This is a genomic window from Nonomuraea insulae (assembly GCF_042656245.1).
The window spans coordinates 75,645-100,809 of sequence record NZ_JBHSPA010000057.1; the positions used below are offsets into that span (position 1 = coordinate 75,645).

At 70.9% G+C, this 25,165-nt stretch carries 24 protein-coding genes; 18 read left to right on the forward strand and 6 right to left on the reverse strand.

Going from position 1 to position 25,165, the window contains the following annotated elements:
* Positions 1-66 precede the first annotated feature (66 nt).
* Genes ACFPZ3_RS43610 through ACFPZ3_RS43625 form a run of 4 tightly spaced genes read left to right on the forward strand, consistent with a single transcriptional unit; the run spans position 67 to position 3,661 of the window.
* Positions 67-933 carry an AAA family ATPase gene (locus ACFPZ3_RS43610; protein WP_379520264.1) on the forward strand — a complete coding sequence of 289 codons (867 nt, stop codon included), beginning with the start codon at positions 67-69 and terminating at the stop codon, positions 931-933.
* Positions 926-1,999 (forward strand): vWA domain-containing protein, encoded by a 1,074-nt coding sequence (locus tag ACFPZ3_RS43615; protein ID WP_379520265.1) that lies wholly within the window; start codon positions 926-928, stop codon positions 1,997-1,999. Before ACFPZ3_RS43610 ends, ACFPZ3_RS43615 begins: the two co-directional genes overlap by 8 nt.
* Positions 1,992-3,083, forward strand: coding sequence for an XdhC family protein (locus ACFPZ3_RS43620; protein WP_379520266.1), 1,092 nt, complete (start codon positions 1,992-1,994; stop codon positions 3,081-3,083). Before ACFPZ3_RS43615 ends, ACFPZ3_RS43620 begins: the two co-directional genes overlap by 8 nt.
* Complete coding sequence (locus ACFPZ3_RS43625) at positions 3,080-3,661, forward strand: nucleotidyltransferase family protein (protein WP_379520267.1); 582 nt, start codon at positions 3,080-3,082, stop codon at positions 3,659-3,661. The genes ACFPZ3_RS43620 and ACFPZ3_RS43625 overlap by 4 nt, the downstream gene beginning before the upstream one ends.
* Here ACFPZ3_RS43625 and ACFPZ3_RS43630 read toward each other — a convergent pair.
* Positions 3,647-4,534 carry an endonuclease/exonuclease/phosphatase family protein gene (locus ACFPZ3_RS43630; RefSeq protein WP_379520268.1) on the reverse strand — a complete coding sequence of 296 codons (888 nt, stop codon included), beginning with the start codon at positions 4,532-4,534 and terminating at the stop codon, positions 3,647-3,649. The genes ACFPZ3_RS43625 and ACFPZ3_RS43630 overlap by 15 nt on opposite strands.
* A 91-nt stretch (positions 4,535-4,625) precedes the next feature.
* Here ACFPZ3_RS43630 and ACFPZ3_RS43635 point away from each other — a divergent pair, with 91 nt between their 5' ends.
* Positions 4,626-5,666, forward strand: coding sequence for an LLM class F420-dependent oxidoreductase (locus ACFPZ3_RS43635; protein ID WP_379520269.1), 1,041 nt, complete (start codon positions 4,626-4,628; stop codon positions 5,664-5,666).
* A 215-nt stretch (positions 5,667-5,881) separates the two neighbouring features.
* The gene (locus tag ACFPZ3_RS43640; RefSeq protein ID WP_379520270.1) at positions 5,882-7,162 is read left to right on the forward strand and encodes a dicarboxylate/amino acid:cation symporter; all 1,281 of its coding nucleotides are present in this window, start codon (positions 5,882-5,884) and stop codon (positions 7,160-7,162) included.
* A gap of 29 nt (positions 7,163-7,191) precedes the next feature.
* Here ACFPZ3_RS43640 and ACFPZ3_RS43645 read toward each other — a convergent pair whose 3' ends face one another.
* A complete protein-coding gene (locus tag ACFPZ3_RS43645; RefSeq protein ID WP_379520271.1) occupies positions 7,192-7,401 on the reverse strand; it encodes a helix-turn-helix domain-containing protein in 210 nt (69 codons plus the stop codon).
* Entirely contained in the window at positions 7,401-7,703 is a 303-nt protein-coding gene (locus tag ACFPZ3_RS43650) for a hypothetical protein (protein WP_379520272.1), read from the reverse strand. The genes ACFPZ3_RS43645 and ACFPZ3_RS43650 overlap by 1 nt, the downstream gene beginning before the upstream one ends.
* Before the next feature lie 136 nt (positions 7,704-7,839).
* On the opposite strand from ACFPZ3_RS43650, the gene ACFPZ3_RS43655 reads away from it, so the two are divergent.
* The 8 genes from ACFPZ3_RS43655 to ACFPZ3_RS43690 all read left to right on the forward strand — a co-directional run bounded on the left by ACFPZ3_RS43655 (position 7,840) and on the right by ACFPZ3_RS43690 (position 14,874).
* Complete coding sequence (locus ACFPZ3_RS43655) at positions 7,840-9,489, forward strand: serine/threonine-protein kinase (RefSeq protein ID WP_379520273.1); 1,650 nt, start codon at positions 7,840-7,842, stop codon at positions 9,487-9,489.
* Positions 9,490-9,542: 53 nt separating this feature from the next.
* Complete coding sequence (locus ACFPZ3_RS43660) at positions 9,543-10,580, forward strand: M24 family metallopeptidase (RefSeq protein ID WP_379520274.1); 1,038 nt, start codon at positions 9,543-9,545, stop codon at positions 10,578-10,580.
* A gap of 26 nt (positions 10,581-10,606) precedes the next feature.
* Positions 10,607-11,167, forward strand: coding sequence for an elongation factor P (efp, locus tag ACFPZ3_RS43665; RefSeq protein ID WP_379520275.1), 561 nt, complete (start codon positions 10,607-10,609; stop codon positions 11,165-11,167).
* 1 nt (position 11,168) lies between these two features.
* Entirely contained in the window at positions 11,169-11,579 is a 411-nt protein-coding gene (nusB, locus tag ACFPZ3_RS43670) for a transcription antitermination factor NusB (RefSeq protein ID WP_379520276.1), read from the forward strand.
* Between the two features lie 146 nt (positions 11,580-11,725).
* Positions 11,726-12,064 carry an MmcQ/YjbR family DNA-binding protein gene (locus tag ACFPZ3_RS43675; protein WP_379520277.1) on the forward strand — a complete coding sequence of 113 codons (339 nt, stop codon included), beginning with the start codon at positions 11,726-11,728 and terminating at the stop codon, positions 12,062-12,064.
* A gap of 202 nt (positions 12,065-12,266) precedes the next feature.
* Positions 12,267-12,950 carry a methyltransferase domain-containing protein gene (locus ACFPZ3_RS43680; RefSeq protein WP_379520393.1) on the forward strand — a complete coding sequence of 228 codons (684 nt, stop codon included), beginning with the start codon at positions 12,267-12,269 and terminating at the stop codon, positions 12,948-12,950.
* A gap of 53 nt (positions 12,951-13,003) precedes the next feature.
* Positions 13,004-14,245: a DNA polymerase IV gene (gene dinB, locus ACFPZ3_RS43685; RefSeq protein ID WP_379520278.1), complete on the forward strand. Its 1,242-nt coding sequence runs from the start codon at positions 13,004-13,006 to the stop codon at positions 14,243-14,245.
* 230 nt (positions 14,246-14,475) lie between these two features.
* Entirely contained in the window at positions 14,476-14,874 is a 399-nt protein-coding gene (locus ACFPZ3_RS43690) for a DUF3040 domain-containing protein (protein WP_379520279.1), read from the forward strand.
* 62 nt (positions 14,875-14,936) lie between these two features.
* On the opposite strand, the gene ACFPZ3_RS43695 is transcribed toward ACFPZ3_RS43690, so the two are convergent.
* The 3 genes from ACFPZ3_RS43695 to ACFPZ3_RS43705 are packed head-to-tail and all read right to left on the reverse strand — an operon-like array spanning position 14,937 to position 19,712.
* On the reverse strand, positions 14,937-17,363 hold the full coding sequence (locus ACFPZ3_RS43695) for a transglutaminase TgpA family protein (protein WP_379520280.1): 2,427 nt from the start codon (positions 17,361-17,363) through the stop codon (positions 14,937-14,939).
* The gene (locus ACFPZ3_RS43700; protein ID WP_379520281.1) at positions 17,360-18,622 is read right to left on the reverse strand and encodes a DUF58 domain-containing protein; all 1,263 of its coding nucleotides are present in this window, start codon (positions 18,620-18,622) and stop codon (positions 17,360-17,362) included. The genes ACFPZ3_RS43695 and ACFPZ3_RS43700 overlap by 4 nt, the downstream gene beginning before the upstream one ends.
* Before the next feature lie 58 nt (positions 18,623-18,680).
* On the reverse strand, positions 18,681-19,712 hold the full coding sequence (locus ACFPZ3_RS43705; protein WP_379520282.1) for an AAA family ATPase: 1,032 nt from the start codon (positions 19,710-19,712) through the stop codon (positions 18,681-18,683).
* Between the two features lie 409 nt (positions 19,713-20,121).
* Here ACFPZ3_RS43705 and mraZ point away from each other — a divergent pair, with 409 nt between their 5' ends.
* The 4 genes from mraZ to ACFPZ3_RS43725 all read left to right on the forward strand — a co-directional run bounded on the left by mraZ (position 20,122) and on the right by ACFPZ3_RS43725 (position 25,161).
* On the forward strand, positions 20,122-20,553 hold the full coding sequence (gene mraZ, locus ACFPZ3_RS43710; RefSeq protein WP_379520283.1) for a division/cell wall cluster transcriptional repressor MraZ: 432 nt from the start codon (positions 20,122-20,124) through the stop codon (positions 20,551-20,553).
* A 195-nt stretch (positions 20,554-20,748) separates the two neighbouring features.
* Entirely contained in the window at positions 20,749-21,738 is a 990-nt protein-coding gene (gene rsmH, locus ACFPZ3_RS43715; RefSeq protein ID WP_379520284.1) for a 16S rRNA (cytosine(1402)-N(4))-methyltransferase RsmH, read from the forward strand.
* The gene (locus ACFPZ3_RS43720; RefSeq protein WP_379520285.1) at positions 21,728-22,585 is read left to right on the forward strand and encodes a hypothetical protein; all 858 of its coding nucleotides are present in this window, start codon (positions 21,728-21,730) and stop codon (positions 22,583-22,585) included. Before rsmH ends, ACFPZ3_RS43720 begins: the two co-directional genes overlap by 11 nt.
* A gap of 845 nt (positions 22,586-23,430) precedes the next feature.
* On the forward strand, positions 23,431-25,161 hold the full coding sequence (locus tag ACFPZ3_RS43725) for a peptidoglycan D,D-transpeptidase FtsI family protein (protein WP_465263586.1): 1,731 nt from the start codon (positions 23,431-23,433) through the stop codon (positions 25,159-25,161).
* Positions 25,162-25,165: the final 4 nt, after the last annotated feature.

Sequence of the window (25,165 nt, forward strand, 5' to 3'; positions counted from 1 at the left end):
GGTGAATATCGCGAAGGCGAGGTGTCGACGTAGCCTGTGGGGGTGCTGCGGCGGACAATCAGGGCAATGGACATCGAGTCGCCGGCCAAGCTCATCGAGCTCCTCGACCGGCATGCTTATCTGGCTGACGAAGGGCTGGCGACGGCCGCGTTCCTGGCGTTGCGGATGGGACGGCCGCTTTTCCTCGAAGGCGAGGCGGGGGTCGGGAAGACCGAGCTGGCCAAGACGCTGGCCGCGTTGCTGAAGGCGCCGCTGATCAGGCTGCAGTGTTACGAGGGGCTGGACGCGGCCCAGGCGCTGTACGACTGGGACTTCGCCCGTCAGCTCCTCCACCTCAAGGCCGCCGAGGCCGCCGGGGTCACCGACGTGAGCAGGCTGGAGGGGGAGATCTACGACCGGCGGTTCCTGATCGCCAGGCCGCTGCTGAAGGCGGTCGAGACGCAGCCGAGCGTCCTGCTGGTGGACGAGATCGACCGGGCCGACGACGAGTTCGAGGCGTTCCTGCTCGAAGTGCTCTCCGACTTCACGATCTCCATCCCCGAGCTGGGCACGATCAAGGCCAGGACGCCGCCGGTGGTCGTGGTGACCTCCAACCGCACGCGCGAGGTGCACGACGCGCTCAAGCGGCGCTGCCTCTACCACTGGCTGGAGCACCCGAGCTTCGACCGCGAGGTCGCCATCCTGCTGCGGCGGCTGCCCGAGTGCACCGAGACGCTGGCCACGCAGGTGGCGCGGGCGGCCGAGCGGCTGCGGCGGGCCGAGCTGATCAAGCCCCCGGGGGTGGCCGAGACGCTCGACTGGACCGAGGCGCTGCTGACGCTGGGAGCCAAGGAGCTGGACCCGGGCCTGGCCGCCGCCACGCTGGGGGCCGCGCTGAAGTACCGCGAGGACGTGGCGGCCGTGATCGGCAACGGGCTGCTGGCCCATGGATGAGCTGGCCGCCACCATGACGGGGTTCGCCAGGACGTTGCGGGCGGCGGGCGTCGCGGCCGATCACGAGCGTACGCGGAACCTGCTGAAGGCACTCGACCACCTTGATGTGAGCGATCCGGGCGAGGTGTACTGGGCGGGGCGGTTCACGTTGTGCGCCACGCCCGACGACCTGCCCCGCTACGACCGCTGCTTCGCCGCCTACTTCGGCGGCCAGAAGGCGGCCATGACGCGTACCGCGACCACGAGCGTCACCCGCCACCTGGCCACGCGGGGCGATGGCGAGCAAGGGGGCGACGACGGGACGACGGCCCCGGCGACCGCGAGCCGGGCCGAGGTGCTGCGGAACCGGGACGTGGCGCGGCTGAGCGAGGCCGAGCGCGCCGAGGTGCACCGGATGCTGGCCATGCTGAAGGGCGGGCGGGCCCGCAGGCGGTCCCGGCGCTACGAGCACGCCCACCGGGGCCGCCTCGACCAGCGCCGTACCATCCGCGACGCGCTCAGGAAGGGCGAGGTGGCCGGGCTGCGCCACCGCAGGCACACCACCAGGCCGCGTGCCGTCGTGATGTTCGTGGACGTCAGCGGGTCGATGGCCCCGTACGCCGAGACCCTGCTGCGCTTCGCCCACGCTCTGGTCAGGAGCGAGCCGAGGGCGACCAAGGTCTACTCGGTCGGCACCAGGCTCACCCCGATCACCGCCGAGCTGCGCCACCGCGACCCCGGCACCGCGCTGAACGAGGTCTCCAAGGCCATCCCCGACTGGAGCGGCGGGACCAGGCTGGGCGAGGAACTCAAGGAATTCCTCGCCCGTTACAGCGCCAGAGGCGCGGTAGCCTTGATCGCCTCTGATGGGTGGGAACGCGGTGATCCGGAGCTGCTGGGCACGCAGATGGCCAGGCTGGCCAGGCAGGCGTATCGAGTGATCTGGGTCAACCCGCACAAGGGATACGCGGACTTCCAGCCGCTCACCGGCGGCATGCGGGCCGTTCTCCCCTACCTCGACGACCTGGTGGCCGGGCACAGCCTGGCCGCCTACGAGCGACTCAGTGAAAGGCTCGCCCATGCGTGACGTGCTGCCGGAGATCATGAAGTGGTGGCGGTCCGGGCTGAGGTTCGGGCTGGCCACCGTGGTGGGCACGTGGAGCAGCGCGCCCAGACAGCCGGGTGCGGCCATGGCGGTGCGCGGCGACGAGGTGGTCGGCAGCGTGTCCGGCGGCTGCGTGGAGGGCGCGGTGTTCGAGCTGGCCGCCGAGATCGACGCGCCCGTCCTGCAGCGGTACGGCGTCAGCGACGACGACGCCTTCGCCGTGGGGCTCACCTGCGGCGGCATCATCGACATCCTCGTCGAGCCCGTCTCGATCGAGACCTTCCCCGAACTCGGCGAGGTCGCCGCCTCCGTGGACGCGCACGAGCCGGTCGCCGTGGCCACCGTCGCCTCGGGCCCCGGCCGGATCGGCGCCCGCCGGATCATCCGGCCGGACCGTTCCACCGGCACGCTCGGCCCGGCCCGCCTCGACGACGCGGTGGACGACGACGCCCGCGGCATGCTCGCCCAGGGCCTGACCGGCCTGCGGCACTACGGGGAGCAGGGGGAGCGGCGGCTGGACGACCTGGCGGTGTTCGTGAACTCGTTCGCGCCGCCGCCGCGGATGCTGGTGTTCGGGGCGATCGACTTCGCCGCGGCGGTGGCCAGGGTGGGCAAGTTCCTCGGCTATCACGTGACCGTGTGCGACGCGCGGCCGGTCTTCGCCACCGCCAAGCGTTTCCCCGACGCCGACGAGGTCGTGGTCAAGTGGCCGCACGACTATCTGGCCTCCGTGCAGGTGGACGAGCGCACGGTCATCTGCGTCCTCACGCACGACCCCAAGTTCGACGTGCCGCTGCTGGAGGTGGCGCTGCGTACCAGCGCCGGCTATGTGGGGGCCATGGGCTCGCGCCGCACCCACGACGACCGGCTCGCGCGGCTGCGCGAGTCCGGGCTCACCGAGGAGGAGCTGGCCCGGCTGAGGTCGCCCATCGGGCTCGATCTCGGCGCGCGCACCCCCGAGGAGACGGCCGTGTCGATCGCCGCCGAGCTCATCCAGCTCCGCTGGGGCGGCTCGGGAAGCCCGCTGTCCGTGACCGAGGGCCGCATCCACCACGAGGTCCCATGAAGCGCTCCGGTGTGGCCGGGCTGCTGCTGGCGGCGGGGCGGGGCTCCCGGCTGGGGCAGCCGAAGGCGCTGGTCGAGTTCGAGGGCGAGCGGCTGGTGGACCGCGGCGTGCGGCTGCTGGAGGAGGGCGGCTGCCATCCGGTCGTGGTCGTGCTCGGCGCGGCCACGGTGCAGGTGCGGGGAGCGGTGACCGTACGCAATCCGGACTGGGTCTCCGGCATGGGCTCGTCCCTGCGGGTCGGGCTGGCGGCGTTGCCGCGGGAGGCGGAGTCGGTGGTGGTCGCGCTGGTCGACCAGCCGCTGATCAGGTCCGGCGCGGTCCGCGCGCTGATCGCTTCCGGCGCCGGGCTGGCGGTCGCCACATACGGGGGGCGGCGCAGGAACCCCGTGCTGATCGCCCGCGAGCACTTCGCCGAGGTGGCGGAGCTGGCCGTGGGGGACGTCGGGGCTCGGCCGTTCATGAAGGCGCATCCCGAGCTGGTCACCGCGGTGCCGTGCGACGACCACGGCGATCCCGCGGACATCGACACGCCCGCCGACCTGGGTCTCCTCCTGCAGGCGCCGCTACAGGCGGAGTGAGGCGATCGCGGCCCTGTGGTCGCTGCCGGCCGCCGGGGCCACGCCCGCCTTGGTCGCCGTCATGCCTTTGTACAGGATGTGGTCCGGCCTGGTGATCGGGAACTCGGACGGCCAGGTGAACCCGAACCCGTCGCCGGCCGCGTTCTGGGCGTCGGTCAGCGGCGGTGTCAGCCCGCGCATGCCGCGGTCGGTGGTGGCGGTGTTGAGGTCGCCGAGCAGCAGGATGCGCTTGCTCGGGTCGGCGTCGATGAGCTTGCGCGCGTGCGCCAGCGAGCTGTCGCGCGAGGTGGTCTCGCCGGGCCTGGCCGAGGCCAGGTGCATGACGTAGACGGTCAGCTTGCCCTTGGGGGTGGTGATCACCGCGCGCAGGGCGCGCGGCCAGCCCAGGCCGATGTCGAGCGGCTTGGTCTCGCTGATCGGGTAGCGGCTCCACAGGCCGACCGTGCTGACCGGATAGTGGTACTTGAACATCTTGTTGAGCTGCTTGGCCGCCGGCCCGCCCCTGGTCAGCTCCTGGGCGGCCAGGACGTCGAGGTCCTTGGCGATCACCCGCACGGCCTCGCCGGAGGCGCTGTTGCGCACGCCCACGTTGACCGTGCCGACCGCCAGGTCGCTGGCGCCGCCCGGCGGCGAGCGGAAGAGCGTGGAGCCGAACATCGCCGCCCACACCACCCCCGGCACCAGCGCGGCGACGGCGGCCGCGGTGGAGCGTGCCAGGGCGGCGCCGGTGAGCAGCAGCGGCACGGCCAGCCCCATCCAGGGCAGCAGGCTCTCCAGGACCGGGGTGAACCCGCCGAGCGCGGGGATCAGCTGGTGCCCCGCCAGGGCCACGGCCACGATGGCGGACACGACGACGACGAACCGGCTCAGCACTTGAACCAGGCTAGCGGCTCGGCCCCGCGAGCCCGGCGCGATAACATGTTCCCGTCGCGACAGAACATCATTCGGTTCGGTGGGAGCCCGCATGCGCATCGGTATGTCACTCAGCTACTCGAGCGGCTTCAAGGAGACGGTGGCCGAGCTGGCCGACTACGAGAGAGCCGGCCTGGACATCGTGTTCGTGGCCGAGGCCTACACGTTCGACGCCGTCAGCCAGATGGGGTACATAGCGGCGCGGACAGAACGCCTGGAGATCGCCTCGGGCATCCTGCCGATCTACTCGCGCACGCCGACGCTGATGGCGATGACGGCGGCGGGCCTCGACTTCGTCTCCGACGGGCGCTTCACGCTGGGGCTGGGCGCCTCGGGGCCGCAGGTGATCGAGGGGTTCCACGGGGTGCCGTACACCGCGCCGCTCGGGCGTACCAGGGAGGTCATCGAGATCTGCCGCCAGGTCTGGCGGCGCGAGCGCCTCCAGTACGACGGCAAGCACTACACGGTGCCGCTCCCGCCCGGCCAGGGGACCGGCCTGGGCAAGGCCCTGAAGATCATCAACCATCCCGTACGCCCCCGCATCCCCATCGTGGTCGCCGCCATCGGCCCCAAGAACGTGGAGCTGACCGCCGAGCTGGCCGAGGGCTGGGAGCCGATCTTCTACGTCCCGGAGAAGGCCGCCGACGTCTGGGGCGCCTCGCTGGCCGCGGGGAAGGCCAGGCGCGACCCCGAGCTGGGCGAGCTGGACGTGATCGCCCAGGCGTCCCTGGCGATCGGCGACGACGTGGCCGGGCTGCTGGAGTTCGGCCGGCCGATGGCGGCGCTCTACATCGGCGGCATGGGCGCCAAGGGCAGGAACTTCTACAACGACCTGGCCAGGCGCTACGGCTATGAGAAGGAGGCCGAGCTGATCCAGGACCTCTACCTCGACGGCAAGAAGGAGGAGGCCGCCGCGATGGTTCCGGCGGCGTTGCTGGAGCGGATGTCGCTGATCGGCAGCGAGGGGTTCGTGCGCGATCGTGTGCAGGCGCTGAAGGAGTCAGGCGTGACCACGCTGAACGTGGCGCCGCTCGGCAGGACGCACGAGGAGCGGGTGGGACTGATCGAGAAGATCAAGGAGATTGTGGCCTAGATCACACTCTCCCCGGGGAATTCTCCGCATTACAGGTGTGTTTGCAGGGCTTGTGAGGTTTTCTCTGGTGTTCGTGTGGCTCGTCGAACGGCTGCACATCGATCTGTGCCGGTTGCACGGATCCATCTGTCACTGACCCCCCATCCCGCGATCCTCCATACCCTCACCCGGCGTGTCGTGTTCTTCGGCATGCCCTCCGTGCGAAGGCTTCCTCCGTGAAGAGATTCTCCTTTTCCCTGCAGTTGCTGCTGGGGCTCGTCATCGGTGTCGCGCTCGGCTTCGTGGCCAAGACCTGGGACGTGGCCTGGCTGACCGAGACGCTGACCCGGGTCGGCCAGATCTTCGTCCAGCTCCTCAAGCTCGCCGTGCCGCCGCTCGTCTTCACCGCCGTGCTGGTCAGCGTGGCCAACCTGCGCAACGTCAACGGCGCCGCGCGGCTCGCCTCCAAGACGTTGTTGTGGTTCCTCATCACCGCGTTCGTCTCGGTGGCCCTCGCGATCGGGCTCGGCCTGCTCATCAACCCCGGCCAGGGCGTCACCCTCGACACCAGCGCCGCCAAGGCGCCCGAGAACGCCGGCACCTGGCTCGACTTCGTCACCGGCATCCTGCCGACGAACATCGTCACCGCCTTCACCGAGGTGAACGTCCTCCAGATCGTCTTCCTGGGCATCGTGCTCGGCGCGGCGGCCCTGGCCGTGGGCGAGAAGGCCGAGCCGTTCCTGAACCTCGCCCGTTCCGTGCTGGAGCTGGTGCAGAAGGCGCTGTGGTGGGTCATCCGGCTGGCCCCCATCGGCACGGCCGGGCTGATCGGCAAGGCCGTGTCCACCTACGGGTGGGACCTGCTGGCGCCGCTGGCCAAGTTCAGCGCCGGCGTGTACATCGGCTGCTTCGTGGTCCTGCTGGTCGTGTACCCGACCGTCCTGGCGGTGTGGGGCAAGGTCAGCCCCGTCACGTTTTTCCGCAACGCCTGGCCCGCGATCGAGCTGGCCTTCGTCTCGCGCTCCTCGGTCGGCACGCTGCCGCTGACGCAGCGCGTCACGATCGAGCGCAACGGCGTGAACCGCGACTACGCCTCCTTCGCCGTGCCGTTCGGGGCCACGACCAAGATGGACGGGTGCGCCTCGGTCTACCCGGCGCTGGCCGCGATCTTCGTGGCCCAGGTGTTCGGGGTGCAGCTCGGGGTGGGCGACTACCTGCTGATCGCGTTCGTGTCGGTGATCGGCTCGGCCGCCACGGCGGGCCTGACCGGCGCCACGGTCATGCTGACGCTCACGCTCAGCACCCTGGGGCTGCCGCTCGAAGGGGTCGGCCTGCTGCTGGCGATCGACCCGATCCTCGACATGATCCGCACCGCGACCAACGTGGCCGGCCAGATGGTCGTGCCGGTGCTGGTGGCGCGCTCGGAAGGCGCCCTGGACACGGAGGTCTTCAACGCGCCGCCGCAGCCGCTCGACGACGCGCCCGCGCGGCGCGTGGCCGCACCCGCCACAGCATGATCACGAGGGGGACGGGCTCACCGTCCCCCTCATTCGTACCTCAGCAGATCTCCCGGCTGGCAGCCGAGCGCCTCGCACAGCCGTACCAGCGTGGAGAAGCGGACCGCCTTGGCGTGCCCGTTCTTCAGGATCGACAGGTTGACGACGCTGATCTCCACGCGGTGCGACAGCTCGGTGAGCGTCATGCCGCGCTCCTTGAGCACCTCGTCCAGTCGCACCCTGATGGCCGGTTCCGCCATCAGATGGTGGCCTCGACCTCTTGGAGCAGGACCAGGCCCCGGCGCACGATCTCCGACACGCCCAGCGCCGCGAACCCCGCCACGACGCCCCCGAGCACCGCGCTCGGCGGAGCGTGGAACGCGTAGCTCTCGGCCAGCATCATGGAGGAGAGTATGGCCTCCGACGCCGACCCCAGCACGGCCGACACGAGCGAGCCGGCGATCAGGACGTTCGCCCCGAGCGCGGCCAGGGCGCCCAGGCAGCCGAGGACGAGGGCGAAGCTCAGCAGAATCTCGAGTCTGGTGATCCATCGAGTTGGCATAACGATAATCGTAAATAACGAAAATCGTTATGTCGAGAGGGCGGCCTCGGCGCGTGAGCGCGGATGGTGGGGCGGCGGAGGCGACGGGGGCCTATGGTTGGTCGGAAATCAAGATGTTCGAGTAATTGGCGGGGATATGTCCGAAGCGACGTCCTTGGTCGCTGACCGGTACCGGCTTGACGAGCGCATCGGCAGCGGGCCGATGGGCGAGGTGTGGCGGGGCTACGACACGCGTGCCGACTGGGTCGTGGCCGTGAAGGTGCTGGGCGCCAGGGCGGCGGGGGCCGCCACCCGTGAGGTGCTCAGGCAGCATGCCCAGGCCGTGGCCAGGGTGATCCACCCCAACGTGGCCATGGTGCTCGACGTCGGCGAGCACGAGGGCGCCCCGTTCCTCGTGATGGAGTACCTCACCGGGCTCAGCCTCGGCGAGGAGCTGGCCGCGCGCGGACCCATGAAGATCGTCGAGGTGTGCGACCTGGTCGGCCAGGCGGCGGCCGGGCTCGACGCCGCGCACCGCGCCGGGGTCGTGCACGGGCAGGTCGATCCTGACAGCTTCCGCCTGGCCTCCAGCGGGGTGCTCAAGGTCGTCGGTTTCGGGATGGACGGGCGCGAGCCGGTACGGGGCGACGGCCGATATGCCGCTCCCGAGCGGACCACGGAGGAGGCGGCGCAGCCCTCCGGGGACGTGTACGCGCTCGGGAGCGTTTGTTACGCGCTGCTGTGCGGCCGGCCGCCCTCCGGGGAGCAGCTCGTACCGCCCAGCGCGACCAGGAGCGAGGTGCCCCCGGAGCTGGATCGGCTGGTGCTGGCCATGATCGACCAGGATCCGGCGAAGCGGCCGACCAGCGGGGAGGCCATCAGGCGGACGCTGGCCGCCATCGCCAGGCCGAAGCCCGGCCCGCCCGTGACCGGCGTCGGCCTCCGCGACAGCGGCCTGCAGATGGGCGCGCCGGGTATGGGGTCACCGGGCATGGGCGCGCCGGTCACGGGGGCGGCGAGCGTTGGAGCTGGGGGTCCCGGAGCTGGGGGTCCCGGAGTCGGAGGCCCCGGAGTCGGGGGCCCTGGGGCCGGTGGCCCCGGGCCCGGCCCCGCGAGGCCCAGGGGCCCTGAGGCCACCGAGGTCTTCCAGGTCGGTGCGGCGGGCGGCCCAGGCAGGGCCGCGCGGGCCGGTGACACCGCGATCTACCAGGCCGGCGACCTGGGGCAGGACCAGCCCGCCGGGCCCAACCGCAAGCTGATCCTCCAGCTCGGCATCGCCGTCCTCGTCATCGCGGCCGTCACCGTGGGCATGGTGATGTGGGCGGGAGCCCGGAAGGAGGAGCCGGTCGCGGTGGTCACCCCGACCACCGAGCCGACCGGCCTGGCCTCGCTGCTCGGCACCCCGTTCCCCACCCCCACCTCCACCGAGGAGGAGACCCCGGAGGACCTCTTCACCCCCGACATCGACATCGACGACGAGCCGACCTCCCTGATCGAGACGGCGGCGCCCAAGGCCACCCTGGGCCGGACGATCCCGCCCGGCGGGTACGGCCGCTGGCTGAAGGCGTTCGACGACGCGCTGATGGCCCAGCAGGGCACGGGCGGCATCAACCCCCAGGTCGCCGGCAAGGCGCGCGACAAGCTCAGGAAGGCGGCGAGGAAGGCCGGCGAGGGCCACGCCGACTCCACCCTCGACCACATCGCCGGTGTCTACCGTGACCTGGTGAAGGCCCAGGAGAGGGGCGACATGAACGGGACGGGCCCGGCCGCGCAGTTCATCAGGGAATGGCCGATCCTGGACAGGTGACCGCCCGATTGGGGCAATAGTGACACAAGGGGCATGACACGTACATTGAGCTCATGACCTTCGACTACCCGGCGCGCCGGGCGCGGCTGGCCGAGGCGCTGCCCGCCCGAGAGGTCCACGCGCTGCTCGTCACCTCCCCCGTCAACGTCCGCTACCTCACCGGCCTGGTCAGCTCGAACGCCGCCGTCCTGGTCAGGGCCGACGGGACGGCGCTGCTGGCCACGGACAACCGTTACATCGAGGCCGCGCGCACACTGGACGTGCCGTCGGTCGAGGTGGCCGACGTGGCGGGCCGGCTGGCGGCGCCCGGTGTCGGGATCGAGGCGGCGAGCATGAGCGTGGCCACCTACCGCCGGCTGGAGGACGGGCTCGTGCCGCTGGGACCGGTGGTCGAGCTGCTGCGGGCGGTCAAGGACGACGGCGAGCTGGAGCTCATCCGCACCGCCTGCGCCATCACCGACCAGGCCTTCGCCGACGTCTCCTCGCGGATCGCCCCCGGGATGAGCGAACGCGAGCTCGCCCGCCTCCTTGAGCACCGCATGAGCGAACTGGGCGCGGACAAGCCCGCGTTCGACACGATCGTGGCCGCGGGGGAGAACGGCGCGGTCCCGCACCACACCCCCACCTCGCGGGAACTGCGCGCGGGAAACCTGGTCACCATGGACTTCGGCGCCAGGTACGACGGCTACCACTCCGACATGACCAGGACGGTCAGCCTCGGCCCGCCGGCGGACTGGCAGCGCGAGCTCTACGACCTCGTCGCCGAGGCGCAGCGGGCCGGCAGGCACGCCCTGGCTCCCGGCGCGGAGGCCGGGGACGTGGACACGGCCGCCCGCTCCGTCATCGAGAACGCGGGCCACGGCGGTCACTTCCGTCACGGTCTCGGCCACGGAGTCGGCCTGGAGATCCACGAGGAGCCGTTCCTGGGCCCCTCCAGGACCGCTAGACTAGAGGATCGAGTTCCGATCACCGTCGAGCCTGGGGTATACGTCCCGGGCCGGGGAGGGGTCCGGATCGAGGACACCCTCGTGACTCGTGAGGGCGGGCCGGAACTTTTCACCAAGACGACCAAGGAGCTGCTCGTTCTTTAGAGCGGCCGCACGCGGGAGAAGAACGAGTGGCGACGACCAACGACCTCAAGAACGGCCTGGTGCTGAAGCTCGACGGCGGTGAGCTGTGGGCCGTCGTGGAATTCCAGCACGTCAAGCCGGGCAAGGGCGGCGCGTTCGTGCGCACCAAACTCAAGAACGTGCTCTCCGGCAAGGTCGTCGACAAGACCTTCAACGCCGGCGTCAAGGTCGAGGTGGCCAACGTCGACAAGCGTGAGATGCAGTTCTCCTACAAGGACGGCGACGACTTCGTGTTCATGGACACCGAGACCTACGACATGGTCAACGTGCCCACCGGCACCGTCGGCACGGCCGCCAACTACATGCTGGAGAACACTCTGGCCACGATCGCGTTCAACGAGGGCGCCGCGCTCTACGTCGACCTGCCCGCCGCGGTCGAGTTGACCATCTCCGAGACCGAGCCCGGTCTGCAGGGCGACCGCTCCACCGGCGGCACCAAGCCCGCCACGCTGGAGACCGGCGCCGAGGTCAAGGTGCCGCTGTTCATCACCACCGGCGAGAAGATCAAGGTCGACACCCGCAGCGGCGAATACCTCGGCCGGGCCTGAGGTGTCCGCACGCGGCAAAGCACGCAGGAGAGCTCTCGACATCCTCTTCGAGGCCGAACTGCGCGGCGAGGACCCGCTGCGGATCCTCGGCGAGCGCGTGGAGCGGCAGGAGCCGCCGGTGAACGAATACACCTCGACCATCGTCGAGGGCGTCGCCAGGCACCACGTGCGCATCGACGAGCTGATCACCACCTACGCCGAGGGCTGGACCCTCGACCGGATGCCCGCCGTCGACCGCAACCTGCTGCGTGGCGGCACCTACGAGCTGCTGTGGATGCCCGGCGTGCCCGAGGGCGTGGTCATCAGCGAGTGGGTGCACCTGGCGGGGGAGCTCTCGACTGACGAGTCGCCGCAGTTCGTCAACGGCCTGCTGGCCCGCTTCAAGCAACTCAAGCCAAGCCTCACCCTTTAGACACCCCTTTTCGGCGGACCGGGCGCGCGCATTCGGGGTACGTTCCAACCACGCGGAGGGCGGCGCCGGGGCGCAGTCCGACCGTACGGAGAAAGTGGGCGCGTCACCAGCCGCGACGCGCCCTTTTCCGTGACTAGGGTGAGCCCATGGTGACGGAAGACGACGTGCGCCGGCTCGCGCTGGCGCTGCCCGAGACCTCCGAGAAGAGCATGTACGGCACGCCCGCCTTCTACGTGCGCGGCAGGTGGTTCGCCCGGATCAGGGAGGAGGGCGACCTGCTGGTGCTCCCGGTGTCCTCGGAAGAGGAGAAGAGCGGGCTCATCGCGGCCGAGCCCGCCACGTTCTGCACCATGCCTCACTACGACGGGCACGCCAGTGTGCTGGTCCGGCTCGGGGCGGTGGAGTCGGGGGAGATGGGCGAGCTGCTGGCCGACGCCTGGCGGTTGCGCGCGCCCAGGCGGCTGGTGGCCGCCTTCGACGGCTGAGCGTTCCTCACGGGTCTCGCCGGTGGGGAGCGGGAGCTCCCGCGTACGGCGTAGGCTGGGGCTCGTCCACCAAGGAAGCCATCCGCGACGTGCGCGTTCCATCAAGCCCGTCGCGAGGGAGAGGGAGCCGACGTTGCGCGCTGAAGGCGTCACGAGGACCCCGGCGGTGCGGACCGCCGTCGTCTGGGACGCGTTGCGGTCCATGCTGGCCGAGCGCACGGCGGCCACCGGCCGCGAGTCGCTCGACATCGTCGACGCCGGTGGCGGAACGGGCGGGTTCGCGGTGCCGCTGGCCGTGCTCGGCCACGCCGTCACCGTCGTGGACCCGAGCCCCGACTCGCTGGCCGCGCTGGAGCGCCGCGCCAAGGAGCGGGGCGTGAGCGTGCGCGGTCTGCAGGGCGACGCCGCCGACCTGGGCGAGCTGCTCGACCGCGACTGCGCCGACCTGGTCCTGTGCCACAGCGTGCTGGAATACGTCGAAGACCCGATCAGCGCGCTGACCGCGGTCGCGGGCCTGCTGCGCAGGGGCGGCGCCGTCAGTGTGCTGGCCGCCAACCCGGTCGCCAGCGCCATCCACCGGGCGCTCGCCGGGCAGTTCGACGAGGCCGAAGCCGTGCTGGCCGACCCCGGGGGGACCTGGGGCGAGCGCGATCCCACCCCCAGGCGCTTCGCCGCCGACACGCTCGTCGAGCTGCTGACCGCGACCGGGTTCACGGTCGGCGCCATCCACGGCGTGCGCGTCTTCGCCGACCTGGTGCCGAGCAGGCTCGTGGACGGGGAGCCTGGGGCGGCGGATTCGCTGGTGGCGCTCGAGAAGGCCGCCGCGACCCATCCCGTGCTGCGCGACATCGCCACGCAACTCCACGTGCTCGGGCACCGGATCTGAGTCGATGGCCACCCCCCTCGGCATAGAACGTCTGTTCGGATAGAATCGGACACGTGTCTCGCAAGCAGATCACCGGCATCGGCCCCGCTCCGCGAACCGGGGCCGATGACAACGGCTGCCCGATTCTCCACGTGGACATGGACGCGTTCTTCGCCAGCGTCGAGCTGCTCGACCGGCCCGAGCTGCGGGGCCGCCCGGTGATCGTGGGCTCGCCCGCCGGGCGCGGAGTCGTGCTCAGCGCCACCTACGAGGCCAGGGCCTACGGCGTGCACTCGGCGATGCCGATGAGCAGGGCGCGCAGGCTCTGCCCGCAGGCCACGATCATCCCGCCCAGCCACGGCAAATACTCCGAGGTCTCCAAGGGCGTCATGGAGATCTTCCACACGATCACCCCGCTGGTGGAGCCCATCGCGTCCGACGAGGCGTTCCTCGACGTCGGCGGCGCCAGGCGGCGGCTCGGGCCGCCCGCGGCCGTGGCCGCCATGATCAGGGAGCAGGTCCTCGACCGCTTCGGCATCACGTGCTCCGTGGGCGTGGCCAGCAGCAAATTCGTGGCAAAGCTCGCCTCCAAGCAGTGCAAGCCCGACGGGTTGCTGGTGGTGCCCGCCGGGCAGGTCGTGGACTTCCTCCATCCGCTGCCCGTGTCGGCCCTGTGGGGCGTCGGTGAGCGTACCGAGCAGTCTCTTGTGCGCCTGGGCATCAGGACGGTCGGAGACCTGGCCAGAGTGCCGTCCAGCACGCTCCAGCGCGAGCTGGGCCAGGCCGTGGGCGGTCACCTGGCGGCGCTGGCCTGGGGGCGCGACGAGCGGCCGGTGAGCTCTCACGTGCCGGACAAGAGCATCGGCAACGAGGAGACGTTCGCGGTGGACGTGGACGACCCCGAGATGATCAAGCGTGAGCTGCTGCGGCTGTCGGAGCGCGTGGCGGCCCGGATGCGTAAGGCCGGTCACGTGGGAAGAACTGTAAGTGTGAAGCTACGCCGAGCCGATTTCACCACGATCAACCGCTCGCGCACGCTGCGTGAGCCTACCGACGTCGCCCAGGCGATCTACACCACCGCCTGCGAGCTGTTCGAGGCGGCCGGCCTCGAACGCGTGCGATTGCGCCTGGTGGGGGTCAGGATGGAGAACCTCCGGCCGGCCGGAGAGGCCACCCGTCAGCTCGGTCTCGGCGAGAGGGAGACCGGGTGGCGCGAGGCCGAGCAGGCTATGGATAAGGCGATTCAGAGATTCGGACCCGATGCGGTGCTCCCAGCGTCGCTTGTACGTGGCAAGCTTGATGAAATAGAGACATGACGTTCGATGTCCGTACTTGGTGGGGGCGTCCGTGTCAGGATTTTGGGGGAAGGGGGGCGAGATGGGCCACAATAGAGCCATGACGTCACCTCCGGTTTGGTCTGCGTTGGACGTTTGCTTTCGCCTACGTCTACAGCCTCGTATTCTGGGGATAACCGACCGCGAGGTTCGGACACCCCGTGTCGTCCGTTGCCGTCTTCCCCGTCCTGGGGCCGTCCTTGGGAGGCGCCGTGCCGCTCTCTGAGCACGAGCAGCGCTTGCTCGACCAGATCGAGCAGGCCCTCTACGCCGAGGACCCGAAGTGGGCCAACACCGTAAGGATCAGTGACCCGCGCAGCCATTACAAGCGTCGCCTGATCAAAGCCTCCATCGGCTTTGCTCTCGGCGTCGTCATCATGATGGTCGGCGTAGTGATGAGTCTGATCCCCCTCGGCGTCGGCGGTTTCGTGGTCATGCTCGCCGCGTGTCTGTGGGGCTTGTCCAGCTGGAAAAAAATGAATGGGTTCGGTGACTCCACCCCCGCCTCGGGCACGGCTCCTCCACCGGGCAAGCAGGCCCGCCGGGGCAACCGGGGCAGTTTCATGGAGCGCATGGAAGAGCGCTGGCGCCGTCGTCACGACGAGCGCTGATTCTCTGACCGACGTCGTGCGGCCGCCCCCTCTGGGGACGGCCGCACGACCGGGTCACCCTCTCAGCCGCCCTTCTGGGCCGCCGTCCGACGCAACCTGATGTTCTCCAGCAGGTCGAACCCGTCGAGCAGGCGCTCGCCCAGGAACCGCAGCCGCCGCAGCGTCGACGGGGGCAGCAGCACCGCGCGCACCCGCCTTCCGCGCGACACCGTGGCCGCCAGGGCCTGCCGCACCGCGCGCAGGTCCTTTTTCATGGGCTCGATCGGGCCGGGATCCTTGGCGAACAACACCCGCTCGACCGCCGAGGCGATGGCCGCCATGGCCGCCGCGGAATCGGCGTCGAACTCGTACTGCTGGGTCAGCCGCCGTGCCAGCGCCCGTGCGGTCTCGCTGCTCTGGCGGGCCATGCCGTAGTCGCAGAGCACGTCGTCCAGCTCCGCCCACACGGCCGCCACCACCGACCCCGCGCCCCTGCCCGACACGATCCTGGCCGTCAGATCGTCGGCGGGCTGCGCCACCTTGAAGCCCAGGCTGCGCACGCGCCGGTTCCTGCTGACCAGCCGCATGCCCGCGGGGATCAGCAGGACGAGCAGCAGCGCCGCCGCCCCGATGCCGATCTTGCCGATCAGCGGCATGGAGTCGTCCGGCGGCAGCCCGCCGGCCGCGACCGTGCCCTCGCGGTCCAGTTCGCGCGGGTTGCGCCGGGCCGCCGGGTCCTGCGGCTCGTCGGCGGACGAGCTCGTCGCGCCGGGCGTCGGGGCCGTGGTGCTCGCCGTCGCCGTCGGCCGCGGCAGCGAGTACTCGGGCGCCCGCGCGCTGCCCTGCCCGGCCGCCCCCGACGGAGTCGGCTCGAACGGCAACCAGCCCACGCCCTCGAAGTACAGCTCCGGCCAGGAGTGGGAGTCGCTCGTGCTCACCTGCCAGCGGTCGCCGATCTTGGTGCCGCCGGTGTAGCCGATCGCCACCCGCGACGGAATGCCGACCAGCCTGGCCAGCACCGCCATCGACGCGGCGAACTGCTCGCAGTAGCCCGCCCTGTCACGGATCAGGAAGTCGCGCAGCGCCGAGTTGCTGTGTCCCTGCGTCCGCAGGGTGTAGCTGAAACCGCCGGTCTTGGTGAAGAACTCCTGGATCTTCACCGCCGCCTCGTAGTTCGTCGAGGCGCCCCCGACGATTTCGTTGGCCAGGACCCGGATCTCGGGAGACAGGTTGTCCGGCAGGTCGAGGAAGCGGTCGTCCGTCGCCGGCCGCGGCGCGAGTTCGAGCTCGTCGAGCAGGTCCGGGGTCGGCTCCGGCTCGGTCGTCTGCACCTCGTACTCGATGCCGCCGGCCTCCTCACGGGTGGAGAAGACCATCAGCGTGTCCACGTCGGCCCGCCAGTCCCCGTCCACCCGGATCTCCCGCGGCGGGTACGGCAGCGGCAGGAACTGCAGCCCCGCGATCTCGTCGCTGATCTGGATGTTCGTGATCACGCTGTTGACCTTCGGCTTCTGGCTGAGGCCGGGTGGCGCGGGCAGCAGGCCGTTCTCCGTCCTGTTCTGCGGCGCCCCCTTCGGCTGCGTCATGCCGAACTGCTGCCCGTCGAAGGTGTCCAGCGCGTAGATCCGCAGGTACCGGGGAGTGTCGTCGTTGTTGGTGTAGGTCAGCACCGTCCGCTGCTCGGGCAGGTCGAGCTGGCCCCTCAGGCCGGCGATCGGGTTCGGGATGCTGATCGAGTTGCCCGGCCCCGAGCCCCGGCCGCCCACGCCGAACGTGAAGAACGACACCGGCTCCATCGCCGGCAGCAACGCGGGCAGCGACACCGCCAGCGCGATCGCGGCGAACCCGATGCGCTTGCCCGACAGCCGCAGGCCGCTGGTGTCAGCGGAACCGCGCGGGGCGGGCGAGGTGGCCGCACGGGTGCGGCGTACCAGCACCGCCCGGCCCCAGTGACCCACCCGCTCGCGCCCGTCGGCGATCAGCAGGCTGACGAACCCGAGCGCGGCCACGATGAACGCCGGCCAGCTGATCGGGTCGGCCAGGATCGTCGCCGGGACCGTGGCCAGCGCCAGCAGCGGCAGCCCGGCCAGCGCCGCCCGCCGCGCCCGCGCGGCGAGCAGGTCCACGGCGATCGCGATGAGCGCGACGCCGCCCGCCGTCAGCAAGGTGATGCCCTCGGTGTCCGGTACGGGGGCCGCGAACCGCTGGATGTCGGCCCAGCCGACGGTCACCAGCCTGGCCAGCTCCACCACCGACTCCTTCGTCGGCACCAGCAGCGCCCACGCCTGCTCGGCGGTGAAGGCCACGGTCAGGTAGATCCACGTCGCGGCCACGCCCAGCAGCGGCGCCGCCCACGCGGGCAGCGACAGGCGGCTGCTCACCAGCCCCGCGGCGACGACGGCCAGCACGGCGCCGAGCGACGTCCAGAACCAGGCCCCGCCCTGGAAGAGCGGATAGAGCAGGATGGCCGCGGTGAACGCGGCCACTCCAGAGGCGATCGTCAGTCTCATGCCACCCCTCCCGCGGGGTTGATCGCGTATCTGCCGCGGCTGGCGGCGTCCGGCCAGACGGAGGCGATCGAGGTGCCGGCCGGCAGGCGCACGATGCGCCAGCCGTACCCGGCCAGGACGGTCTGCACGGCCTGGTAATTCTCCTCCGCGCCCCGGTCGCCGCCCTCCCACGTGCTCACGTCGAGCAGCACGGCCACGCCGGTGATGCCGCTGTGTCGCAGCCGGGCCAGCTCCCTCGCCTCCTCCGCGTCGAGCGCGCCGAGCACCGCCACGATCAGCCCGTCGCCGCCGCCCTGACGCAGGGCGGACACGCCCATCTCCAGGGAGCGGGCCGGGCTGTGCCTGATCACGGCGAGGGTGTCGAGCAGCGAGTAGCTCAGCCCGGCGTCGGTCAGGTGCTCGGCGCCCTGGTCGGTCACCAGCCGCAGGCCCAGGCCCTCATGGGCGAGGTGCACGCCGATCGAGGCCGCCGCCGAGACCGCCACCTCGAACGACGAGCGAGGCCCCTCCCCCCGGTGGGCGTGCCTGCGGGTGTCGAGCAGGAGCGCGCCGCGGCTCTGCCACTGCTGCTCCTCGCGGCGCACCATCAACTCGCCGTGGCGGGCCGTCGAGCGCCAGTGCACCCGCCGCAGGTCGTCGCCCTGCCGGTACTCACGCGGCGCCACGTCGTCGTCGCCCGCCGCCGCCACACTCCTGGTACGGCTGTCGCCGCCCCCCGTCCACTCACCCGACAGGCGTACGTGCGGCAGCGCCACCACGTGCGGCGTCACCACCAGCGTGTCGCTGATCGTGAACGAACGGGTCAGCTCGACCAGCCCGAACGGGTCCGCGATGCGGATCGACAGGGGCCCGATCATGTAGCGGCCGCGCAGGTCCGAGCGGACCCGGTAGTCGATCTCCCGCACGCCGCGCGCCTCGACCCGGTCCAGCACGAACCTGGGCCGCACGCCCAGCGCGTACGGGACCGTGTCCTCGATGAGCAGCAGCCCGGTCGGCAGTCTGGTGACGTTCTCCAGCCGCAGGGTCACGGTGGCCTCGCCGCTCACCTCGGCCCTGGGCGGGTCCAGCCGCCTGGCGCAGCTCAGCCGGTAGCGGGTCCGCGCCACCACCATCGCGGCCAGCAGCGGCAGCGTTGTCACCAGGACGCCGATCCTGAACAGGTCGTTCTCGCCCAGGAAGAAGGCCATGACCAGTGCCGCGATCCCGGACGCCAGGAACGAGCGGCCTCTGGACGTCAGCGCCCGCAGTCCGGCTCTCACCGCGCCTCCGTCCGATGGGCGTCCGTCTGATGGGCTTCGGCGCCACGCCGCGGATCCATCACCGGGTCTCCGGCACCGGCACGCGCCTGATCAGATCGGTCACCACCTGCTCGGGCAGGCGGCGCTGCCCCTGGGCCTCGACGCTGGGCAGCAGCCGGTGGGCCAGCACGGGGATGGCCAGGTCCTGGAGGTCGTCGGGGATGACGTAGTCGCGTCCCCCCAGTGCCGCGTGGGCCCTGGCCGCGCGTACGAGCTGCAGCGTGCACCTCGGGGAGGCGCCGAGCCGCAGGTCGGGGGAGTGGCGGGTGGCCACCACGATGTCGATGGCGTACTTCTTGACCGCCTGGGAGACGTAGACGCCGCGTACGGCCTCGATCAGGGCGCGCACCTCGGCCGTCGTCGCGACCGGCTGCAGCTTGTCCAGCGGCGAGGTGCCGCCGTGCACGTCGAGCATCTCCAGTTCGGCGGTCGGCTCCGGGTAGCCCATCGCCACCCGCGCGGTGAAGCGGTCGCGCTGCGCCTCGGGGAGAGGATAGGTGCCCTCCATCTCGATGGGGTTCTGGGTGGCGATCACCATGAACGGGGCGTCGAGCTGATACGTCCGCCCGTCCACGGTCACCTGGTGCTCCTCCATGCACTCCAGCAGCGCGGACTGCGTCTTGGGGGAGGCCCGGTTGATCTCGTCGCCCACCACGATGTTGGCGAACACCGGCCCAGGCTTGAACTCGAACTCCCGTGTCTGCTGGTTGTACGCGCTCACCCCGGTGATGTCGCTGGGCAGCAGGTCGGGAGTGAACTGCACCCTCCGTACGGGACAGTCGATGGAGCGGGCGAGTGCCTTCGCCAGCATCGTCTTGCCGACCCCGGGCACGTCCTCGATCAGGAGGTGCCCCTCCGCGAGCAGGACGGTCAGCGTGAGGCGGACGGCGTCGCCCTTGCCCTCGATCACCGATTCGATGGCCTGCCGAATCCGGTGGGCTGTGGAGACCAGCTCATCGAGCTGGGGAGGGACGTCATGGGTTACTGCCACCAGGCCTCCATGAGAAGTGCGACGGCTGTCCCGTAGGTGCCTTTGCGGGAGCCATGCCATTCCTTTTCCATTGTCTGTACGACCCTACGACGCTGTGGGTTCTCGGGCGACATTTGCGGATATTCCAGGGAACGCAGGTGATGTTCCTGTTCTTGTCCCATAGCCGTGCGAATCCCGTGACACGGTGGGGCCGCGACGCGCGCCACTTTCCTCCACGCCAAGCCCGCCGAAGCCCGGCTGCCCCTATTTCCACGGCGCTTCAAACCCTCGACACGCCCATGAGGGTTGACCGCCCGGTCACCCCACCCCACTCCGCTCCATCGCTCTGACCTGCGGTAACGCAACGGAAACTGATGATGAAGACGGTTCGAATCAGTTGACGGTGGGGAGAAGTGGAGTATGGTGGTGCGCAGTGGAGGGCCGGTGCACCAGCGCTGAGCGCTTCACTGAGGCACGGGAGGTGGGGCCGGTGTTCCTCGGCACCCATCAACCGCGTCTGGACGACAAGGGACGGCTGTTCCTGCCGGCTAAGTACCGTGAGGAGCTGGCGGAGGGTCTTGTGATCACCAAAGGCCAGGAGCGATGCCTCTACGTTTTTCCCGTGGAGGAGTTCCAGCGCATTACCGAGGCTCTCAGCACCGCCCCGGTCACCGCCAAGGCGGTGCGTGACTACAGCCGCGTCTTCTTCGCCAGTGCGTCCGACGAGACACCAGACAAGCAAGGGCGCATCACGATCCCGCAGAGCCTTCGCCAATACGCGGGGCTGGAGCGTGACTGCGTCGTCATCGGGGCCAACACCCGGCTGGAGATCTGGGACGCGCAGGCCTGGGACACCTATCTCAGCGCGCAGGAGCAGGCGTTCGCCGAGCTGTCGGAGGAGGTGCTGCCAGGGACCTTGTAGTGACCACGGTCGATCCGTCGGTGTTGTCGTTCGGCGAGGTCTCCACCCGCAACCACTGTCCGCCAGCTGATGCACCTTCCCCGGTGTCAGATGGCGGGCGTCCACGAAGAGGGTGCGGATGGGGACCTGGCCGGACGGCACCGGGTGGGGACCAGGAATGACCGGCGATCGACCGATGACGCGTCATCCGCGAGCATGGACGCGAGAGGGGGGTTGGAGATGTACGACAACGTTGGCACAGGCGGTCACGTTCCGGTGCTGCTTGAGCGCGTTCTGGAGCTGCTCGGCCCCGCGCTGCTGGGGCCCGCCCCGGTCGTCGTCGACGCCAACCTCGGCCTCGGCGGCCACTCGGAGGCCCTGCTCGCCGCCCATCCCGAGCTGCACCTGATCGGCATCGACCGCGACCCTTTCGCGATCGACTTCGCCACCCGCAGGCTCAGCCCGTACGCGGAGCGGACCACCCTGGTCCACGCCTCCTCCGGTGACCTGGAGGAGGTGCTCGCCGCGGCGGGGCGCACCACGATCGACGGTGCGCTGTTCGACCTCGGGGTCTCCTCCCCGCAGCTCGACGAGGCCGAGCGCGGGTTCGCCTATTCCTATGACGCGCCGCTGGACATGCGGATGGACACCTCGCAGGAGCTGACGGCCGAGCAGGTGGTCAACACCTACTCCGCCGCGGACCTGAAGCGCATCCTGCGCGACTTCGGCGAGGAAAGATTCGCCCCGCGTGTCGCGGGCCTGATCATCAAAGAACGGGCTAAAGAGGCAATAACCTCGACTAAGCGGCTAGCGGACATCGTTCGCGAGGCGATCCCCGCCGCGACCCGGCGTACTGGGGGAAACCCCGCCAAGAGGACTTTCCAGGCGCTGCGCATAGAGGTGAACGCGGAGCTGTCCGCCCTGGAGGCGGCGCTTCCCGCGGCACTCGACGCGCTGGCGCTCGGTGGGCGAGTCGTCGTGCTCTCCTACCACTCACTGGAGGACCGGCTCACCAAGCAGGCCCTCACGGCGCGAACCAGGGACACCGGCCCTCCGGGGCTGCCCATCCCGCTACCGGCTCACCAGCCGAGGTTCCGCCTGCTGACGAGGGGAGCGGAGCTCCCAAGCGACGAAGAGCTCGCCCGCAACCCGCGGGCGGCCTCGGCCCGGCTGCGGGCGGCAGAGAGGATCCGTGTTGACGACTGAGCAGGAGACCGGCCGGGGTAAGCCCGTCCGCCGTGCCGTGCCCAAGACGGGCACGCGCCGGTCGGCGCTGTCGCAGCAGCCCAAGCCGCGTCCCCGTCCTGACACGCGCGCCGAGGCCGAGGGCAAGCCATCGGCCGCCGAGCGGGAGCGTGCCGCCGGCCTCGCGGGGAAGAGGCCGGTCGACTCGCGGGAAGGCGACAAGGCTCCGCGCGGGGCGAAGGCACGTCGCGAGGGCAAGGCGTCAGTCGGCGAACGGGTGCGTCCCGAGGGCAAGGCGTCCGTCGGCGAGCGAGTGCGTTCTGAGGGCAAGACATCTGTCGGCGAACGGGTGCGTCCTGAGGGCAAGACGTCCGTCGGCGAACGGGTGCGTCCCGAGGGCAAGGCCGCCGCGGGTGAGCGGGCGCGGCCCGAGGGGTCCGTCCGTGAGCGCGTGCGGCCCGAGGGCAAGGCGCCGGCCGTCGAGCGTCCTGGAGTCGCGGCCAAGCGGCCGGTCCGGGGCAGCTCCCGGGCCGCGGCCAGTCGTCCCGCGGCGCGGCGGCATCCCACGCGCCGCCAGCGGGCGCCGTTCGTGCTGCTCGTCGTCGGGCTGCTCTGCGGCGGTCTGGTGAGCCTGCTGCTGCTCAACACCATGCTCGCCCAGGACGCCATCACCGACGCGACGCTGCGCGACGAGATCGCCGTGGCCAAGCGCGAGAACGAGAAGATCGACCAGGAATACCAGCGTAAGACGCAGCCCGGGCCGCTCGCCGAGCAGGCGGAGAAGCAGGGCTACGGCACCGACTGGGACAACATCAACCTTTACAACGGTGCCACCGACCAGGCCGGTCAGGCGGACACGGAACGGTGAGGGAATCGGGCGGCAGGGGGCAGGGTCCCGGCCGCGGCGCCGGCGGCGCCGGCTCTCAGGGAGGGCCCGGCGCCGCTCGTCGTACGTCGGGCGGCCCGGGGCGGGCAGGGCGCCAAGGCGGCTCCTCCCGATCGGAGGGGACGGGCCGCCCGGCGTCGCCGGAGAACCCGCCGCGCGGGCCACGGGAGGGTTCCGACCCGCTCGACCTGCCGTTCGGGCGCGACGCCTTCCGCGACGACGACCGCGACAACGACCGTGACGACCACCGTGACAACAACCGGGGCCGGCCACCACAGGACCCAGGCGACGAGGGCCGCGGGCGGTCGCGGCAGGGCGACGGCGACCGGGGCCGTCCGCGTGAGGACCGTTCACGCGGCGGCGACGCTCGCCGGCGCTCCCGTGACGAGGGCGAGCAGCCGAGGGGGCGCGGCTCCCAGGCGCGCGACGAGAGCGATCGCCCGCGCGGCGCCGGATCCCGCGGACGCGGCTCCTCGGCGCGCGAGGACGGTGACGCGTCCAGAGGGCGAGGCTCCCGTGACGACGACGGTGACCGGCTCAGAGGGCGAGGCTCCCGTGACGACGACGGTGACCGGCTCAGAGGACGCGTACAAGGACATGAGGAACGCTCCCGTGGCAGGACCGACGATCGGGCCGGGACGCGGCGCGATGGCGGGCGGCCCGGGGGCGAGGACCCCCGGCGCAGGGGGCCGCAGGAGGACGTGCCGTCGCGGCGCACGCCCGCCGGCAGGTCCTCCGCCGGCGGGTCGCGGACAGGGCGCGGCGGGGACGGTCCGCCGCCCAGGGGGCCGCGAAGGCCACCGCCGGCGCCGCCCAGGCCGCCGCTGGTGTTGCGGCTGGGCAGCCCGCGCAGGCGGATCAACATCGGCCTGATCGGCATGACGTTCGTCCTGTCGATCTTCGCCGGGCGGCTCGTCCAGATGCAGGGCCTCGACTCCAAGGTCTACGAGGCCGCGGCGGCCGACCAGCGTCAGCACACCGAGACGATCCAGGCCAAGCGCGGCTCGATCAACGACGTCAACGGCCACGAGCTGGCCGTCACCATCGAGGCCCGCGAGGTGTCGATCGACCCGACCAAGGTCCCGGTCTCCATCCGCGCGAAGGCGGCCGCGATCCTGGGCCAGCAGCTCGGCAAGAGCCAGCAGGAGATCGCCGAGAAGCTGGCCAGGACGGGCACCCACTACCAGCTCCTGGCCAGGGACGTCGATCCCGTCGTGGCCACCAGGCTGCTGCAGGCCCGCATTCCCGCGCTGTCGGCGAAGAAGACCTACAGAAGGCTCTACCCCGCGGGCGACCTGGCGGGCAGCCTGATCGGGTTCGTCGGCGACGAGGGCAACGGCCTGGGCGGCATGGAGCAGAGCAAGAACTCGCTCCTGGCCGGCCGCGACGGCGAGCAGCGCGTCGAGACCGGCCGCGACGGCCAGCGCATCCCGATGACCAGCAGCCAGCGCACCGCCCCGGTGGACGGCCAGGACGTGCGGCTGACCATCGACCGCGACATCCAGTGGGCCGCCCAGAAGTCGATCGGCGAGCAGGTGCGCAAGTCCGGGGCCGACAGCGGCACCGTGATCGTCATGGACGTGCGCACGGCGCAGGTCGTGGCCATGGCCAACGCGCCCGAGCTCGACCTGGGCAACTGGCGCAAGGCCCCCGCGTCGAGCTACGTCAACAAGGCCGCCGCCGACGTGTTCGAGCCGGGCAGCACGAACAAGGTGATCACCGCCGCCGCCGCGATCGAGGCGAAGGCGGTGACGCCCGACACGGTCTACCAGGTGCCCGACCGGATCAGGTGCGCCGACCAGGTGCTGCGTGACTCCCACGCGCACAAGATGGAGGCGATGACGTTCCGTCAGGCCATGGCGCAGTCCAGCAACGTGGCCACGATCATGGCGGCGCGCAAGGTGGGCAGCCAGCGGCTTTACGAGATGTTGAAGGCGTTCGGATTCGGCAGCACGCCGGGCGGCGGCGTGCCCAGCGCGGAGGCGGGCCTGCTGCCGGACTACAAGAAGTGGTCGGGCAGCCAGAACTGCACGGTCGCCTACGGACAGGGCGTTTCCGTGACCGCGCTGCAGATGGCCAGCGTCTATCAGACGATCGCCAACGGCGGTGTCAAGATCGAGCCGCAGATCGTGGCGGGGACGACGGACACGACGGGCAGGTTCGTACCCGCTCCCGCTGGTAAGCAGACCAGGGTGGTGAGTGAGACGACGGCCAAGGAGATCGCGATGATGCTGGAGAGCGCGGTCGGTGCGGAGGGCACCGGTCAGCTCGCCGCCATCGGCGGCTACCGGGTTGCCGGGAAAACGGGCACGGCCGACCGCTACGATGCCGAACTCGGCCGCTACGACGGTTACACCGCCTCGTTCGTCGGGTTCGCGCCCGCCGACCAGCCCCGGCTGGTGGTGCTCTCGGTGGTGCAGAACCCGAAGAACGGCCACTTCGGCGGGGAGCTCGCGGCCCCTGTGTTCAAGGATGTGATGACGTTCGCTATCAAGAGCAAGAAGATTCCTCCCACAGGCTCCGCCGCGCCGCCGGTGCGGATGCGCGCGGGACAGTGAGCAG